Source organism: Streptomyces sp. NPDC049597, from assembly GCF_040675505.1.
Taxonomy (GTDB): Bacteria; Actinomycetota; Actinomycetes; order Streptomycetales; family Streptomycetaceae; genus Streptomyces.
Genome location: NZ_JBFAOY010000043.1, coordinates 1 through 14,954, shown reverse-complemented (window position 1 = coordinate 14,954; position 14,954 = coordinate 1). Strand labels below are relative to the sequence as shown.

At 68.2% G+C, this 14,954-nt stretch carries 13 protein-coding genes; 7 read left to right on the top strand and 6 right to left on the bottom strand.

Annotation, left to right across the window (positions count from 1 at the left end):
* The first annotated feature begins 101 nt into the window (after nt 1-101).
* The 3 genes from AB0K02_RS30685 (at nt 102) to AB0K02_RS30675 (ending at nt 5,117) form a co-directional block, all read left to right on the top strand.
* Nucleotides 102-1,394, top strand: coding sequence for an LCP family protein (locus tag AB0K02_RS30685; protein WP_365995844.1), 1,293 nt, complete (start codon nt 102-104; stop codon nt 1,392-1,394).
* A 221-nt stretch (nt 1,395-1,615) separates the two neighbouring features.
* On the top strand, nt 1,616-3,370 hold the full coding sequence (locus AB0K02_RS30680; protein ID WP_365995843.1) for an LCP family protein: 1,755 nt from the start codon (nt 1,616-1,618) through the stop codon (nt 3,368-3,370).
* 49 nt (nt 3,371-3,419) lie between these two features.
* Nucleotides 3,420-5,117, top strand: coding sequence for an LCP family protein (locus tag AB0K02_RS30675; RefSeq protein ID WP_365995842.1), 1,698 nt, complete (start codon nt 3,420-3,422; stop codon nt 5,115-5,117).
* 73 nt (nt 5,118-5,190) lie between these two features.
* Here the strand turns inward: AB0K02_RS30675 and AB0K02_RS30670 are convergent, their stop codons facing one another.
* Nucleotides 5,191-6,201 (bottom strand): glycosyltransferase family 2 protein, encoded by a 1,011-nt coding sequence (locus AB0K02_RS30670; protein ID WP_365995841.1) that lies wholly within the window; start codon nt 6,199-6,201, stop codon nt 5,191-5,193.
* Between the two features lie 291 nt (nt 6,202-6,492).
* Here AB0K02_RS30670 and AB0K02_RS30665 point away from each other — a divergent pair, with 291 nt between their 5' ends.
* The gene (locus AB0K02_RS30665) at nt 6,493-7,848 is read left to right on the top strand and encodes an LCP family protein (RefSeq protein WP_365995840.1); all 1,356 of its coding nucleotides are present in this window, start codon (nt 6,493-6,495) and stop codon (nt 7,846-7,848) included.
* Between the two features lie 15 nt (nt 7,849-7,863).
* On the opposite strand, the gene AB0K02_RS30660 is transcribed toward AB0K02_RS30665, so the two are convergent.
* The gene (locus tag AB0K02_RS30660; RefSeq protein ID WP_365995839.1) at nt 7,864-8,412 is read right to left on the bottom strand and encodes an acyl-CoA thioesterase; all 549 of its coding nucleotides are present in this window, start codon (nt 8,410-8,412) and stop codon (nt 7,864-7,866) included.
* 108 nt (nt 8,413-8,520) lie between these two features.
* On the opposite strand from AB0K02_RS30660, the gene AB0K02_RS30655 reads away from it, so the two are divergent.
* Both AB0K02_RS30655 and AB0K02_RS30650 read left to right on the top strand, forming a co-directional pair.
* Nucleotides 8,521-9,783 carry an LCP family protein gene (locus AB0K02_RS30655; protein WP_365995838.1) on the top strand — a complete coding sequence of 421 codons (1,263 nt, stop codon included), beginning with the start codon at nt 8,521-8,523 and terminating at the stop codon, nt 9,781-9,783.
* A gap of 910 nt (nt 9,784-10,693) precedes the next feature.
* Entirely contained in the window at nt 10,694-11,107 is a 414-nt protein-coding gene (locus tag AB0K02_RS30650) for a hypothetical protein (RefSeq protein WP_365995837.1), read from the top strand.
* Between the two features lie 337 nt (nt 11,108-11,444).
* On the opposite strand, the gene AB0K02_RS30645 is transcribed toward AB0K02_RS30650, so the two are convergent.
* Genes AB0K02_RS30645 through AB0K02_RS30635 form a run of 3 tightly spaced genes read right to left on the bottom strand, consistent with a single transcriptional unit; the run spans nt 11,445 to nt 13,725 of the window.
* Nucleotides 11,445-12,098: a contact-dependent growth inhibition system immunity protein gene (locus AB0K02_RS30645; protein ID WP_365995836.1), complete on the bottom strand. Its 654-nt coding sequence runs from the start codon at nt 12,096-12,098 to the stop codon at nt 11,445-11,447.
* 23 nt (nt 12,099-12,121) lie between these two features.
* On the bottom strand, nt 12,122-13,357 hold the full coding sequence (locus AB0K02_RS30640; protein ID WP_365995835.1) for an RNase A-like domain-containing protein: 1,236 nt from the start codon (nt 13,355-13,357) through the stop codon (nt 12,122-12,124).
* Nucleotides 13,354-13,725: a hypothetical protein gene (locus AB0K02_RS30635; RefSeq protein ID WP_365995834.1), complete on the bottom strand. Its 372-nt coding sequence runs from the start codon at nt 13,723-13,725 to the stop codon at nt 13,354-13,356. Before AB0K02_RS30635 ends, AB0K02_RS30640 begins: the two co-directional genes overlap by 4 nt.
* 459 nt (nt 13,726-14,184) lie before the next feature.
* Here AB0K02_RS30635 and AB0K02_RS30630 point away from each other — a divergent pair, with 459 nt between their 5' ends.
* The gene (locus AB0K02_RS30630; RefSeq protein ID WP_365995833.1) at nt 14,185-14,802 is read left to right on the top strand and encodes a dihydrofolate reductase family protein; all 618 of its coding nucleotides are present in this window, start codon (nt 14,185-14,187) and stop codon (nt 14,800-14,802) included.
* Between the two features lie 55 nt (nt 14,803-14,857).
* Here AB0K02_RS30630 and AB0K02_RS30625 read toward each other — a convergent pair.
* Nucleotides 14,858-14,954: acyl-CoA dehydrogenase family protein (locus AB0K02_RS30625; RefSeq protein WP_157849844.1), on the bottom strand; the 97-nt coding region annotated here is incomplete at its 5' end.

Genomic DNA, 14,954 nt, shown 5'->3' with positions numbered 1-14,954 from the left:
ACAAGCGCGTTTCCACGCACAACCAAGCGCCGGGTTCAACTGTCTAGCCGGATGTCCCGCGGCCCAGCGCGCCGCCGATGCCATGAAGGACGGACGCACACGTGACGGACAAGGCTGGTACGCCCGCCGAACCGGACGGCCCGACGGGGGACGAGGCCGAGCCGTCGGACACTGCCGCCACGGATGCGCACTCCGGCCCGGACGCCGCCGGGGCTCGTGAGGCCCCCGGGGCTCGTGAGGGCGTGGACGGCGGGTCCGGGAGCCATGACGAGGAGGGGCAGGCCGTCGGCGGGTCCAACCGCAGGCGGCAGTGGCTGCGTTGGGCCGCGCTCGGCACATCGGTCGTGGTGCTCGCTGCCGCCGGCGCCGGCTGGTGGCTCTACCGCAAGCTCGACGGCAACATCACCACCGACACCTCGGCCGCGGCGGAGCTGGAGGCGTACGAGAAGGAGCGCCCCACCGCGCTCGTCACCGGCGCGCAGAACATCCTGCTGCTCGGCTCCGACACGCGGGAGGGCGAGGGCAACGACAGGTACGGCAGGGACGCGCACGGCAGCCAGCGCTCCGACACCACGATCCTGCTGCACATCGCCGGGGACCGGCAGAGCGCGACCGCCATGTCCATCCCGCGCGACCTGATGGTCACCATCCCCGCCTGCGGCAAGCCCGACGGCAAGCGGATCAGGCAGCAGACCGCGCAGTTCAACTGGGCGTTCCAGTTCGGCGGCGCGGCCTGCACCATCCGTACGGTCGAGAGGTTCACCGGGATCCGTGTCGACCACCACATGGTGATCGACTTCCGCGGTTTCAAGGACATGGTCGACGCGGTGAACGGCGTCGAGGTGTGTCTGACCGAGCCGATCGACGACAAGGCCGCACGACTCAAGCTGCCCGCGGGCCGCCAGACGCTGCGCGGTGAGCAGGCTCTGGGGTTCGTACGGGCGAGAAAGACGCTGGGCAACGGCAGCGACACCGAACGCATGGAGCGCCAGCAGCAGTTCCTGGGCGCGCTGGTCAAGAAGGTGCAGAGCAACGGGGTCCTGCTCAATCCGACCCGGCTCTATCCGGTGCTGGACGCGGCGACCAAGTCCATCACCACGGACGCGGGTCTGGACTCGCTCAAGGACCTTTACGACCTGACCCGGTCGATCCGCAGCGTACCGACGGAAAAGGTGCAGTTCCTGACGGTCCCGCGCAAGCCGTACCATCTCGATCCGAACAGGGACGAGCTGGTGGAGCCGGAGGCGAGCGAGCTCTTCGAGCGGCTGAGGGAGGACACCGAGGTCGCGGTCGTGCCGGAGGAGAAGACGGACCGGGAGGCAGGCGACGGCACAAGCCCCGCCCCGACGCCGACGTTCCCGGGAACCAACGCGGCCGAGGGCATGTGTGACTAAGGCAATGACCGAACGGAGACCGACAGCTCAGGTGGATTGGGCGGAATGCCCCCTTGTAAGGACCGTGGAATTTGTCACGACCGTCGCTCGCGGTTGAACTGGGCGGATAGTGTGACGCGATCCGGTGCTTCCGACCCTGTGTCGCGCACTGCTGGATCGAAGGACCGAGCGCCTGCCGGGGGAGGCGCCTCGCGTGGCACCGACGGAGGACTCAAGCAACCGTGGATGCACAAGGCCGTGGACGGGCGGACGAGATCGACCCCGCCGACCAGTGGGTCATGAACCCGCAAACGGGCAACTACGAACTGCGACTGGACCAATCCGCAGCGCAGTCAACAGCCTCCCCCAGCAGAGCCGCCGGCGCAAGAAGGTCCCGGCGGTCCGCCGAGAACGCGCAGGCGGCGACCCCGGCGGGCGGCACCGCCACACGCCGCAGGGCGGCGAACCCCGCCCCCGAGGTCCCCGCGCAGCGCAGCCGCCGCGCGGGTGGCGCCCAGGGCCGCGGACCGCAGCAGGCCGGGCGGCGCAAGCGCAAGCAGGCCGCCTCGGGCAAGAAGAAGGTGCTGCTGTGGACCGGTGGCACCCTCGCGCTGCTGATGGTCGCGACAGTGAGCGCGGGATACCTGTACTTCGAGCACCTGAACTCGAACATCACGTCCGTCCCCGACGACAACGCCGGCACCGGCGGCTTCAGCAAGGACCGGGCGATAAACATCCTGCTGATCGGCACGGACAAGCGCACGGGCGAGGGCAACGGGAGCTACGGCGACAGGAACAGCCCCGGCCACGCGGACACCACGCTGCTGCTGCACGTCTCCAAGGACCGCACCAACGCGACGGCGCTGAGCATTCCGCGTGACCTCATCACCGACATCCCGGACTGTCCGACGACACAGGAGGACGGCTCCAGCAAGGTCATCCCGGGGACCCAGGGGACGCGGTTCAACGAGAGCCTCGGCCAGTCGGGCCGTACGCCCAGCTGCACCATGCGTACGGTCACCGAGCTCACCGGCATCAAGATGGACCACTTCATGGTGGCCGACTTCAACGCCGTCAAGACGCTCTCGTCGGCGGTCGGCGGCGTGCCGATCTGCCTCGACAAGGACATAAAGGACGACAAGTCGAAGCTGGACCTGCCCGCGGGCGATCATGTCCTCGAGGGCGAGGAGGCACTCGCCTTCGTCCGCACACGGCACGCGGTGGGCTTCGGCGGCGACCTCGACCGCATCAAGATCCAGCAGCAGTTCCTCAGTTCGCTGATGCGCAAGCTGAAGTCGAACGACACGCTCACGAGCCCCACCAAGCTGGTCAAACTGGCCGAGGCGGGCACCAATGCCCTGACCGTCGATGACAAGATCGACGACATGTTCAAGCTCCGCGACCTCGGTCTGGAGCTCGGCAAGTTCGACATGAAGAACCTCACCTTCGCCACGGTCCCCGTCCTGGACAATCCGGCGGAGAAGGTCAAGGCGACGGTCGTGCTGGACACGTCCAAGTCGGACGCGCTGTTCTCGATGGTCAGGAACGACGTGTCGCTGACCGAGGTCGAGGAGAAGAAGAAGGCGGCCAAGGACAAGCAGGCCGAGCTGCTCAAGGGGACGAGGGCCGAGGCCTCGGACGTCCGCGTCGACGTCTTCAACGGCGGCGGCCCCGCCGGCTCCGCGCAGAAGACGCTGGAGTGGCTGCAGATCACCGAGGGCGTGCTCAAGTCCACCAACAAGGGCAACGCGCCGGCGGACGTCACCGCGACGACGCTGGAGTACGCGCCCAACCAGGCCGACCAGGCCCGCAAGCTCGCGGACCTGATGGGTCTGCCGGCCGCGGCGCTCAAGCCGGGCACGGAGGACGCCCAGGGCCTGGAGGCGATGACGCTGACGCTCGGGCCCGACTTCAAGGGCGCGGGTGTGCCCATCACCGGTCCGGCGAAGGCGCCGAAGGACGCGGTGCAGGCGGACAAGAAGGTGTGCGCCAAATGACACCGGCAGACGGCTCATGGGGAGAGCCTGAACACAGGGAGTTCTAGGGGTGGGAAACAGCAGCGTGCGTGGGGAGGGGACGCGGCGACGCGTACCGCACGCCCGCGATCTGGGCTGGGACGACAGCCTGTACGAGGACGATGCCGGGCGCGTCCCGGGCGCCCGTACGGCCGTCGACGACGAGCAGGACTCAGGGAGCGAGCAGGACCCGGCGGCGGAGGGCTCCGGCCCCCAACGCCGCCGGGCACCCGCCCGGCGCGCGAAGCGCGGCAGACGCCGCATCCTGCGCGGCGTCGCGACAACCGTGTCCGTGGTGATCCTGGGTACCGCGGGGGCGGGGTACCTGTACTACGAGCACCTCAACAGCAACATCCGCAAGGGCCAACGCACTTCGGGCGACTCCGACGTGAAGAAGTCGGCCCCGAACGCGGCGGGGCAGACCCCGCTGAATGTCCTGCTGATCGGCTCCGACAGCAGGAACTCCTCGGAGAACCTCGAACTCGGCGGCTCGAAGAAGAGCGTCGGAGCGCCGCCGCTCGCGGACGTGCAGATGCTGCTGCACGTCTCGGCCGACCGCAAGAACGCCTCGGTGGTCTCCATCCCGCGTGACACCAAGGTCGACATACCCGAGTGCACCGATCCCAAAACGGGGGACAAGCACGCCGCCACGAGGGATCTGATCAACGCGACACTCGGACGCGGCGGCCCCGGCTGCACCCTCGCCACCTGGCAGGAGCTCACCGGCGTCTACATCGACCACTGGATGATGGTCGACTTCGCGGGCGTGGTGGACATGGCGGACGCGATCGGCGGCGCCGAGGTCTGCGTCAACCACAACGTCTACGACGGCCCCAAGCCGGGCGTGCCCGGCGGGTCCGGCCTCAGGCTGACCAGGGGCTCGCACGAGATCCAGGGCGTCAAGGCCCTCCAGTGGCTGCGCACCCGGCACGCCTTCGAGAGCGACTTCGGCCGCTCCAAGGCCCAGCACATGTACATGAACTCGGTGATCCGCAAGCTCAAGGACCAGAACGCCTTCACCGACGGCGGCCGGCTCATGGACCTGGCCGAGACGGCCACCGAGTCCCTCCAGGTCTCGGAGGAGATCGGCACCGTCAAGAAGCTGTTCGACCTCGGCATGACGCTCAAGGACGTGCCGACCGACCGGATCGCGATGCTCACCATGCCGCGCGTCCCGGACCCGGCCAACCCGAACAGCCATGTGCTGCCCGCCCCGGGCGAGGCCGACCGGCTCTGGGAGATGCTGCGCGACGACGTCCCGGTGGACGGCAAGGCCCCGACGTCGAAGCCGAAGACGCCGGCCACGCCGAAGGACCCGGCCGCCGACCCCGCCGACATCGGCGTCATGGTCCGCAACGGCACGGGGGCCGACGGGCCGGCCACACCGCAGCGGGCCAACGCCGTCGCGGGCCTGCTGGCGCGGCAGGGCTTCACCGGAGCGAAGGCCGACTCGACTCCCGACCCCCAGGAGCGCACTCAGGTGCTGTTCCCGAGCGCCGACCTCCAGGGCGACGCGCACGCGGTCGCCAAGGCGCTCGGAGTGCCCACGAGCGCGGTGAAGAGGTCGACGGACGTCTCGGGCGTGACCCTGGTCGTCGGCGCCGACTGGCGGAGCGGGGACACGTTCCCCAGGGCCGAGCCGGCCGAGGGCCCGCCGAAGAACACCGAGACGGTCATGGGCGACGACAAGCAGGCGTGCATGGACATCTACGCGCCGTACCGCTTCTGAGGCAGCGCGCCCCTACAGGACGCCGGTCCGCCCCGTTTGGGGCGGACCGGCGTCCGTAGGCCGGTGCGGGCGGTCAGGCGGCGGTCTTCACCGAGGGGCGGCGGCTCGCGATGACCTTCTTCGCCAGCGAGCGCGGGCTCGTCAGGAAGCCGTACCCCCAGGACATGTGCATGGTCGCCAGCGCGAGGGGGATCTGCACCCGCGCCTTCAGCGGCAGTCCCCTGCCGGCGGGAACCGAGCCGGCCGTGATCGCGGCGAGGTAGCCGCCGGGCACCACGAGGGCCCACGGGGTCACGGCGGCGCCCAGGACCAGGCCGGCGGCGACCGCGCACACCGCGGTCGGGGCGGCGAGGTAGCGCAGGTTGATGGAGCCCTGGTGGTAGCGGGCGACGACATGGCGCCAGCGGCCGTACTCCCTGTACTGCTTGGCGAGCGCCCGCACGGACGGCCGGGGGCGGTACCGCACCCTCAGCTCCGGCGAGAACCAGATCAGCCCGCCCGCCTCGCGGATGCGGAAGTTCAGCTCCCAGTCCTGGGCACGGATGAACTCCTCGTTGTACCCGCCCTGCTGCTCCAGGGCCTCACGCCGGAAGACACCGAGGTACACCGTCTCGGCCTCGCCCGCGGTGCCGCCGGTGTGGAAGGCGGCGTTGCCCACTCCTATCCGCGACGTCATCGCGGCGGCGACCGCGTCCTCCCAGGCGTTCTCGCCCTCGGCGTGCATGATGCCGCCGACGTTCTGCGCGCCGGTCTCCTCCAGGAGACGCACCGCGGTCGCGATGTAGTTCGGCGAGAGCATGCCGTGGCCGTCGACGCGCACGACGATCGGGTGGCGCGAGGCCCTGATGGCGGCGTTCAGCGCGGCGGGGGTGCGACCGGTCGGGTTCGGCACGGTGCGCACTCGCGGGTCCTCGCGTACGAGGGCGGCGGCGATCTCGTCGGTGCGGTCCGTGGACGGTCCGAGCGCGATCACCACCTCCATCTCGCCGTCGTAGTCCTGCTCGAGGATGTGACGGACCGAGTTGCGCAGGTGCCGCTCCTCGTTGAGGACCGGCATGATCACGGAGACGGGCGTGGCGTTCATCGCCCGCCACGTTACCGCGAACGGGGGACAGCCAGGCGCGGCGGTCGGTGACGCAGATCGTATGGACCTACGGTGCTCAAGATCCCCTGTCGTCGCGGAGGTGTCCCCTTGCCCCCACCACCCCGCCCCGGTCGCCCGGCACAGAACCCGGCGGGACATGTCAGACGGCGTGCGGCGCCGGCGCCCCCACCGCCCCGCCCCCGTCGCCCGGCACAGAATCCGGCAGGGCGTGCCGGACGGCGTGCGGGCGCGACGCCGGTCCGGCGCGAGAGGCCGCGCTGGGGCGCTCGGGTGGTGACCTCGCTCTCGGTGCTGGTGCTCGGAGTCGGCGGGATCGGGCACGCGGTGGTGACGAGCCTCGACACCGGGATCGGGCGGGTCGACCCGTTCCGCGACATGAAGAACCGCCCCGGGGACAGCAACGGCACGAACATCCTGCTCGTCGGCACCGACGGCAGGGACAACATCACACCGGCGCAGAAGAAGAAGTACCGGCTCGGCGGCGCGCCCTGCCGCTGCACCGACACGATCATGCTCGTGCACATCTCGGAGGACCGGGGTCGCGCCAGTGTGGTGAGCCTGCCGCGGGACAGCTACGCCGAGATCCCCGAGCACACCGACATCACCTCCGGCAAGCACCACGCGACGCACCCGGTGAAGCTGAACGCCGCGTACGCGGAGGGCGGCCCGGCGCTGACCGTGCGCACGGTGGAGCACATGACCAAGGTGAAGATCGACCACTATCTGGAGATCGACTTCACCAGCTTCATGAAGACGGTGGACGCGGTCGGCGGCGTGGAGATCTGCACGGCCCGCCCGATGAAGGACTCGTACACCGGCCTGGACCTGCGCGTCGGCACGCACAAGCTGGACGGGGGGCAGGCGCTCCAGTACGTGCGCTCCCGCCATATCGACGGGGCGGCGGACCTCGGACGCATGCAGCGCCAGCAGCGGTTCCTGGCGGCCCTCGTGGACCGGGCGACCAGCAGCGGGGTCCTGCTCAACCCGGTGAAGTTCCGCAGGGTCACCTCGACGATGCTCGGCTCGGTGCGGGCCGACAAGGGCTTCGGCACGGAGCAGATGCTCGCGCTGGGCACGGCGATGCGGGGCTTCACGCCGGCCTCGTCGGAGTTCACCTCGGTGCCCGTCGGCGACGTGGGCCACCACGTGAAGGGCGTCGGTTCCACGGTGAAGTGGGACCCCGTGAAGTCGAAGAAGCTCTTCCAGCTGCTGCGGGAGGACAAGCCGCTGGCCCCGCACCGCCCCCGGCTCCCGAGCGCGACGCCGGTCGACGTCTCGCCGCAGCAGATCCGGGTGCAGGTCTACAACGGCACCCTGGTGCCCGGCCTCGGCGACCGGGTCGACAAGGACCTGCGCGGCACCGGCTTCCGCACCACCCGGGCCCCGCTCGACACCGGCAAGGGCCAGGTGCGGCGCACCCATGTGACGTACGACCCGCGCTGGGACCGGTCGGCGAAGTCGCTCCAGGCGGCCCTGGGCTGCGAGTTGCGGCCCGTGAAGAACCAGGGGCCGACGCTGCGGGTGGTGGCGGGCGCCGACTACAAGGGCGTCACGCCGGTGCGGGCGCAGGATCCGCACCAGGGCGAGTTCGGCGCGGTCACGGGCGACCAGGTGGTCTGCCCGTAGCGGTGTCCCGCTCGGTCAGTCCTCCATGCCCTCCGCGGCCCGCTTCTCCCGCAGTTCCTTGATCGCGCGCCGCCTGGCCAGCCGGTGGGTGCGCCGGATCTGCGCCTCCTGATAGCGACGCCGGTCCCGCTCGGTCTCCGGGAGCACCGGCGGCACGGGCCGCGGCTTGCCGTCCGCGTCGACCGCGGCGAAGACGAGGTAGGCGCTGCCGACCTGGGTGGCGGGCGTCGACTCGTTCCAGCGCTCCGCGAGGACGCGTACGCCGACCTCCATCGAGGACCGGCCCGTCCAGTTGACCTGGGCCTTCACATGGACCAGGTCGCCGACCCTGACCGGCTCCAGGAAGACCATCTCGTCCATGGAGGCGGTGACCGCCGGGCCGCCGGAGTGGCGGCCGGCGACGGCGCCCGCGGCGTCGTCCACCAGCTTCATGATCACGCCGCCGTGCACGGTACCGAGGAGATTCGTGTCACTGCCGGTCATGATGTGGCTGAGCGTGGTACGTGATGCCGAAGTGGGCTTACCCGGAATTTCGGCCTCCGGGTGCTGGGCCTGATCTGTCATGCCCTCCACCATATGCCGGTGCCGCATTGCATCAGGTTCGCTACAGCCGTGGTGTGATTCCCCACCCGCCCTGTCGGCGCGCCGCGTCGCACCGGCACACTGTTCCGCATGAACGACTGGCCCGAAGGATGGACCGACGACGGCGGCACGGGACGCGGCTACGGCCGTGGCAGCGCCGGTGCGCAGCCCGAAGGTGCGCGCGTGATGCGCCATGTCCAGCGCCCGGCCGCACCTCCGCGCGGCTCGGTGCCCCAGCAGCAGCGCGGCTACGACCAGGGCTATGCCGAGCCCGGGTACGACAGCGGCTACAACACGGGCCAGGTCTACGGCTCCCCCGGGGGCGGGCGGGGCATCCCGCCGCAGGGCGGCCCCTACCGGCAGCCCGGCCCGGCCCCGGACTGGCGTCGCCGGTTCAAGGTCGGCTCGGTCGTGGTGCTGGTGGCAGTGCTCGGCACGGCGATCGGCACGTACTTCTGGGCCGACTCCAAGGTGCGGCGCGAGGTCGACCTCGCCAAGGTGATCGAGCGGCCGCAGGAGGGCGACTGCACGACGTACCTGATCGTCGGCTCGGACAGCCGTGAGGGCATGACGGCCGAGGAGAAGAAGAAGCTGCACACCGGCTCCGCCGAGGGCAAGCGCACGGACTCGATGATGATCCTCGCGGCCTGCGGCAGCGGGAACACGATGGTGTCCCTGCCGCGCGACTCGGACGTGGAGATACCCACCTTCGTGGGCTCGGAGTCCGGCAAGACGTTCCAGGGCACGGGCCGGCGGGTGAAACTGAACGCCGCGTACGCGGAGGACGGTCCCGAGCTGCTGGTGCGCACCGTCGAGCACAACACCGGTCTGCGCATCGACCACTACGCGGAGATCGGCTTCGCGGGCTTCGCGAACATCGTGGACGCGCTCGGCGGTGTCGAGATGACCATCGACAAGGGCTTCAAGGACAAGAAGTCCGGCGCCGACTTCCAGGCGGGCAAGCAGACACTCGACGGCGAGCAGGCCCTGGCGTACGTCCGTACCCGGTACGCCTTCGCCGAGTCCGACCTGGCGCGCACCAAGAACCAGCAGAAGTTCCTGTCGGCGATGGCGAACCAGGCGGCGACGCCGGGCACGATCCTCAACCCGTTCAAGCTGTACCCGACGATGGGCGCGGGCCTGGACACCCTGATCGTGGACAAGGACATGTCCCTGTTCGACCTGGGTGAGATGTTCTTCGCGATGAAGGGCATCACCGACGGCAGCGGCACGTCGATGAACATGCCGACGTCGGGCAGCCGCGGCGGGAACCTGGTCTGGGACAAGGCCAAGGTGCGGCAGCTGGTGCAGCAGATCCAGAACGACGAGAAGGTCACCGTGTCCGACAAGTGACGTCTTCCGCCCAAGGGGCCCGCCGCGCACATGGGCGGTTTCTGGGGGTCGTTGCAACACGTGGTCGTGTTGATCAGGCCTCGAGCAGTTTGAGCAGGCGCTCGGCTGGGTTTCCCAGCCGAGCGTTTTGCGTGGACGGCCGTTGAGTTCGGCGGCGACCGCATCGAGGTGCTCGCGGCGTTGAACCAGCCCCGGCAGCGCCCGCCCCCGCTCCGTACAGCCACCGGCTCCGACGCCCACCCCCGCGCCCGCCACCACCCCAGCCCCAGGCACCCGACTTGGAGCGCCACGGCGTGGCTCCGACCTCCTCGCCGGCCTGCGCCGCTATGAGCCCGCCGCCCGGCTCCACCGGCTGGTATGCCTGCAGAACGGCGTCGACCCGCACATCGGCTCGTCCCTGCACGCCATCCGCTTCTCCGTCACCGCGCTCTGGCCCACCACCCCGGACTCCCCGCCGCCCGGCCACCGCCACGACACCGAGTACCCGCTCGGACTCGCCGCACAATGGTCAAGCAGCCCTGAAGATCGGCGAGTTCGCCATCGGATCCTGCCCCTGTGCCTGGTCGCCGACACCACTCCCGCCTGAAGCGCACGACAACCCTGCGGTTCGGACGACACTGCCAGTGCGGCATGTGAAAGTTCACGCATACCGCGCGACGGGACACCTCCCCGGAACATGACAAACCGGTCCCCGCGCTGACCGCGACAATACATACTCGTCGTTCCGGGCCTCGGCACTGGCCGCGCGGCCCGCTGAAGAACAGCGAGTGGGGCGCATGTTCAGCGAAGACAGCCGACTGGTGAAAGTCGCCGTGCTCGGCAGCCGGACTTACGACCAGCCGGTGATCCTCCCGCAAGCGCACGACAACGCGCTGCTGTTCAAGCGGCGCCACGGCTCGGACGCCTTCTGGTGCGGGACGCTGCTCGGGGCGCCGACCACGTGTATCTCAGCCAGGGAGTGCGCCACTGGTTGGAGGCGTGCGGACTCGACCACCGGCTCCAACTACCCAAGCAGACCAACGAGGACTGGACGTACCTGGACGTCTTCCTCCTCTCCCCCGGACTGAGCCTGCGCCTCTACTGCCCCTACTCGGGCTCCTCCCTGCCGCGCGCCGCGGTGGACTTCGCGCTCAGCGGCACCTACGACGAAGTGCTGATCGGCGAGCACACCCCGGCGCCCCGCGAGCTGTACGCCAGGCGCGGGTACGCCCTGCGGCTCCGCATGGTCAGCACCCGGAAGGAAGGTCTCCTGCAACGACACGTCCAGATCGGCACCGAGTTACCCGGACGCCGTGCCACATGGCAGGACCTCGACACGTGCTGAGTCACGGCAGTCGGCCTGATGACGCCGGCCGCCGCCGAGTCCGCCGCGCGAGAAACACCCGTCGCTCGCTACCGCCAGCAGCCGCCTGGGCGGCACACGGCACGCCGCCGACAAAGATGCCGCCGCGCCGCATTCCCTGGGCATCGGCGACCAGAAGGTCCTGATCAAGTTCACCGGACCAGGACCGCGGACCGGGGCCGGCAATCTTCTGGGCCCCGACCCCCGCCACCTCTCTTACAACCCCCACCGCCGCCCGCTCGACCTCATCGGCCCGCGCTGACCAGTAGCGACCCTTGATTACTCATACTTTGAATCAGCCCTGACATCGCCAAAGTGGCTACTTATGATGAGCGATTATCTCGCGTACGTCGTTCAGCCAGCGCCGCAAGGAGACGCCCTTTGGTGGACTGATACACAGACCAAGTGTCCGACTGGCATCACGCAGAGAAATATCGTCCGTATTCATGTCCAGAAAATCTTGAATCTCTTTGATGACGATGCGCAGGTCGCCCTCTGAAACACCGTCAAGGTAATCATCGACCGCCTCTCTGTGCGAGGCGTACTCAGCATCGAAATCCTGATGGAAGTAGGCACTCAGGAAGTGTGAGAGTTCAGGGAAGCGCCCCTTCCACTCCCAAGCCGTCTGGGGCGGCGTGACCGGGGCGGGCCGCCCGGGCACCTCAAGAAAGTCAACCAAATGTTGACGAATAAGGAGAAGGCATTCCTCTACGCTCGCACCAATGGGAGGCTTGATGTGTGGCAATAGATCGACATCTTCCGCGATCTCTTCACTGAAGAGCCCTTTCGAAAGGAGATCGTCGATCTCTGCGGCTAGTTCGGCTGCCCGGCCGGGGTGACGTCCGGCCTGCCGCAAGAATGCAGCAAGTGCCGCTCCGGGGCGATCGGGAGCGTCATCGAAGGTATAACCGGTCTCCTCATAGGAACGCAGCAGGTTCCGCAGCTCCTTGAAGCGGTCGTTGAACGACGTCATTGGTGTCACAACTGGTTTCTGTGTTAGCTGATGGGATATGAGGTGAGGATTCGATACCCTGATTCGGCCGACGGGTCGCGCTTAAGGACGACTTGTACGCCAGTAACCCATTCTACCGGCAAACCGTTTCGGAAATTGTGTCGAGTCATACTCACGCCAGTGAACTCGTCGAAGTGTGCCGAAAGGTCGAACTTCTTCTTGTTTCCGGCGAGCCAGGCGGTGATCTCCTTTTGGTGACCTGCCATGGCGGCGTCTGTGAACTTTTGCGCGGACGCTTCGTCTACATAACGCGAGGCCACGTCCATATTGGGATTGCTGCGCAGCCGATCCCGTAGGTAGTGCGTCGTGACGTCCACGTGACGGTCTATGGTGTGCGAACCGTTCTTTCCCTCGTCCCCCTTGATGTCGGCCCTGTGCTGGGGAGGATTGAGCTGCCCTCTTCGCTTCGAGCGTGGCCAGGCGTTGTAATCACCCTCCCGAAGCAGCAGGTGCCCATTGGGGTAGGCCAGTGCAGGGCCCCGCACGTTGATCGGGATTCCCTGAAACATCTTGACGAACCCGCCGGCGTCGGATGCGGCTCGTACGGTTCCGGCTCCCGCGCCGAGAGCGCCTCCGAAGACGGCGCCGTAGGCGGCGGCGTCCTGCGCATGGGAGAGATTGAAACCGTCCTGCAGGCCGGTTGAAATCTTCAAGGGTTGAGCGACCGCGAGCTCGACCGTCACGGACTCGATGCTGCCGAAGACAACTCCTGTGAGTGTGACCGCTGCGATGTTGGCCACAGTCGTCGAGACCGTGATCCCGAGCCCTGCGGCAAGTTCGATGATGGTGGTTGCGGCGGCAGCCGAAGCGGCAGTGGAGAGACCGAAGGTGAAGACCGCCAGACCGATGCCCGCTGCGATGGTGGCTGCCGCGATCCCGATCTCTGTCCAAAGTTGCTGGATGGCGTCGTCGACCGCGGCTGCGAACTCTTCAAGCGCATTGGCCATCTGACGTGCCACCACCGCCAGGTCGTCCAGCCAGCCCTGGGCGCACTCCCTGTGGTACCGGCCCCAGAAGACCTCGAAGGCGTCGATCGCCTCGCCCTTGTTGTTGCGGATGAGGGACGCAGCCTTACCGTTGGATATCCGACACACGTCATCGACGGCGTCAGCATAGTCGCGCCAGTGCCCTGCCGCCGCGCGCAGGCTGCCCGAGTTTGCGTCCGGCCACCACATCCCCATCTCCATGAGGACGTCCTTGGCGGTCTCCTCGACGCTCACTTGGCACTGCTCTCGTGCGCGCCGCCGTCCCGGCCGTTTTCAGGCTTCAGCCTCGCGAACATGGCGGCGATCAGTGCCTCATTCTCGATGTGCCCGTCAGCCATGTCCGTCATTGCCAGGTGAATGCTGGCCAAACCGTCGATCAGGATGCCTGTCGACTTCTTGATCTGTTTCACGTGTGGTAGGTAGATGTCTGCGAACTGCGATCCCTGCTCGTCGTCGCCCCAGGGTGTACCGAGCTCGCCGAGCTTTTCTGCCAAAGTCCTGGCGGCAAGCCGCAACGCCGCGCTCTGTTCCTGGAATGTTGGAGCCGACGCCTTCAGATCAGCTGTCTTGATGTCGAGTATCTGCTTCGGTGCCTCAACCATCGCAATTCTCCCCCATGTTGGAACCGCATCCCCGACGACGGTAGCTCATCAACATGTGGACATGACAAGGAGATGATCGGTCAAAGGATGCCGCTCAGGGAATTCACTCAGCCACACGGCGTCCGGTTCGTGATCGTATGACCGCATCAAAGCCCTGTGCGCGCAGTGGATTCCTCACGTCCCGAATGGCAGCTGCGGCCCTGCATGGGTGCAGATCTTGTGAGGGTGCCTTGTTGGGGTGATTCGCACGGCACGGGCTCGCGCGCCGGAGCGGCCGCACGGGCAGCGAGTGCCCGCCCTACCCCAGCAAGCACCGGAGGAACTGTGAACGACGACATCGACGCCGCGAACCATCGCGCGATCTCCATGCCATCGGATTCCGACGTCGCGTCACCGATGAGTCCGGCCGGCACGTGCCGTCTACTGAGGTGAGAGTACCGATTACGTGTGGAGGCCGGCATGAGGAAGATCATCGCGCAGCTTTTCGTCTCGCTCGACGGTGTCGTGGAGGCGCCCGACCAGTGGCACTTCCCCTACTTCAACGACGAGATGGGCGCCGCCGTCGACTCCGTCCTCGGCAGGGCCGACACCTTGATCCTGGGGCGCAGGACCTATGACAGCTTCGCCGGCGCCTGGCCCGGCCGGGAGGCGGCCGGCGGGGAGGACGCTGCCTTCGCCAAGATCCTCGGCGACGCCCGGAAGATCGTCGTCTCGCGACAGCAGATCGAATTCACCTGGCGGAACTCCGAGTTGATCAAGGGGGACCTCGTCGAGGCGGTGACGGAGCTGAAGAAGGAGCCGGGCGACAGCGCCATCGCGATGAGCGGTTCCGTCTCCGTGGTCCGGCAGCTGCTTGCCGCGGGGCTGCTGGACCAGCTTCAGCTGCTGGTGCACCCGATCGCCGTCCGCAAGGGCATGCGCCTGTTCGACGAGGGCGACACTCCGATCCCGCTGAAGCTGCTCTCCTCGGAGACCTTCGAGACGGGCGTGCTGCACCTCTTCTACGCCCCGGCCGAGCAGACGGGTGAGGGGACGTACGAGGACGCGAAGGCGCACCTCCCGCAGGACGAGCGGTAGGGACCGGACATGCCGACGGCCCCCGGCGCGCTGCCGGGGGCCGTCGGCAAGGCCACTACGGCAGGTTGCGCGCCATGACGATGCGCTGGACCTGGTTGGTGCCCTCGTAGATCTGCGTGATCTTGGCGTCGCGCATCATGCGCTCGACCGGG

Bases quoted from the DNA above. Each gene is read 5' to 3' on its own strand.
- AB0K02_RS30670 (WP_365995841.1), bottom strand. From the start codon at position 6,201: ATGAACGCCACGCCCGTCTCCGTGATCATGCCGGTCCTCAACGAGGAG.
- AB0K02_RS30660 (WP_365995839.1), bottom strand. From the start codon at position 8,412: ATGACAGATCAGGCCCAGCACCCGGAGGCCGAAATTCCGGGTAAGCCC.
- AB0K02_RS30655 (WP_365995838.1), top strand. From the start codon at position 8,521: ATGAACGACTGGCCCGAAGGATGGACCGACGACGGCGGCACGGGACGC.
- AB0K02_RS30645 (WP_365995836.1), bottom strand. From the start codon at position 12,098: ATGACGTCGTTCAACGACCGCTTCAAGGAGCTGCGGAACCTGCTGCGT.
- AB0K02_RS30635 (WP_365995834.1), bottom strand. From the start codon at position 13,725: ATGGTTGAGGCACCGAAGCAGATACTCGACATCAAGACAGCTGATCTG.
- AB0K02_RS30630 (WP_365995833.1), top strand. From the start codon at position 14,185: ATGAGGAAGATCATCGCGCAGCTTTTCGTCTCGCTCGACGGTGTCGTG.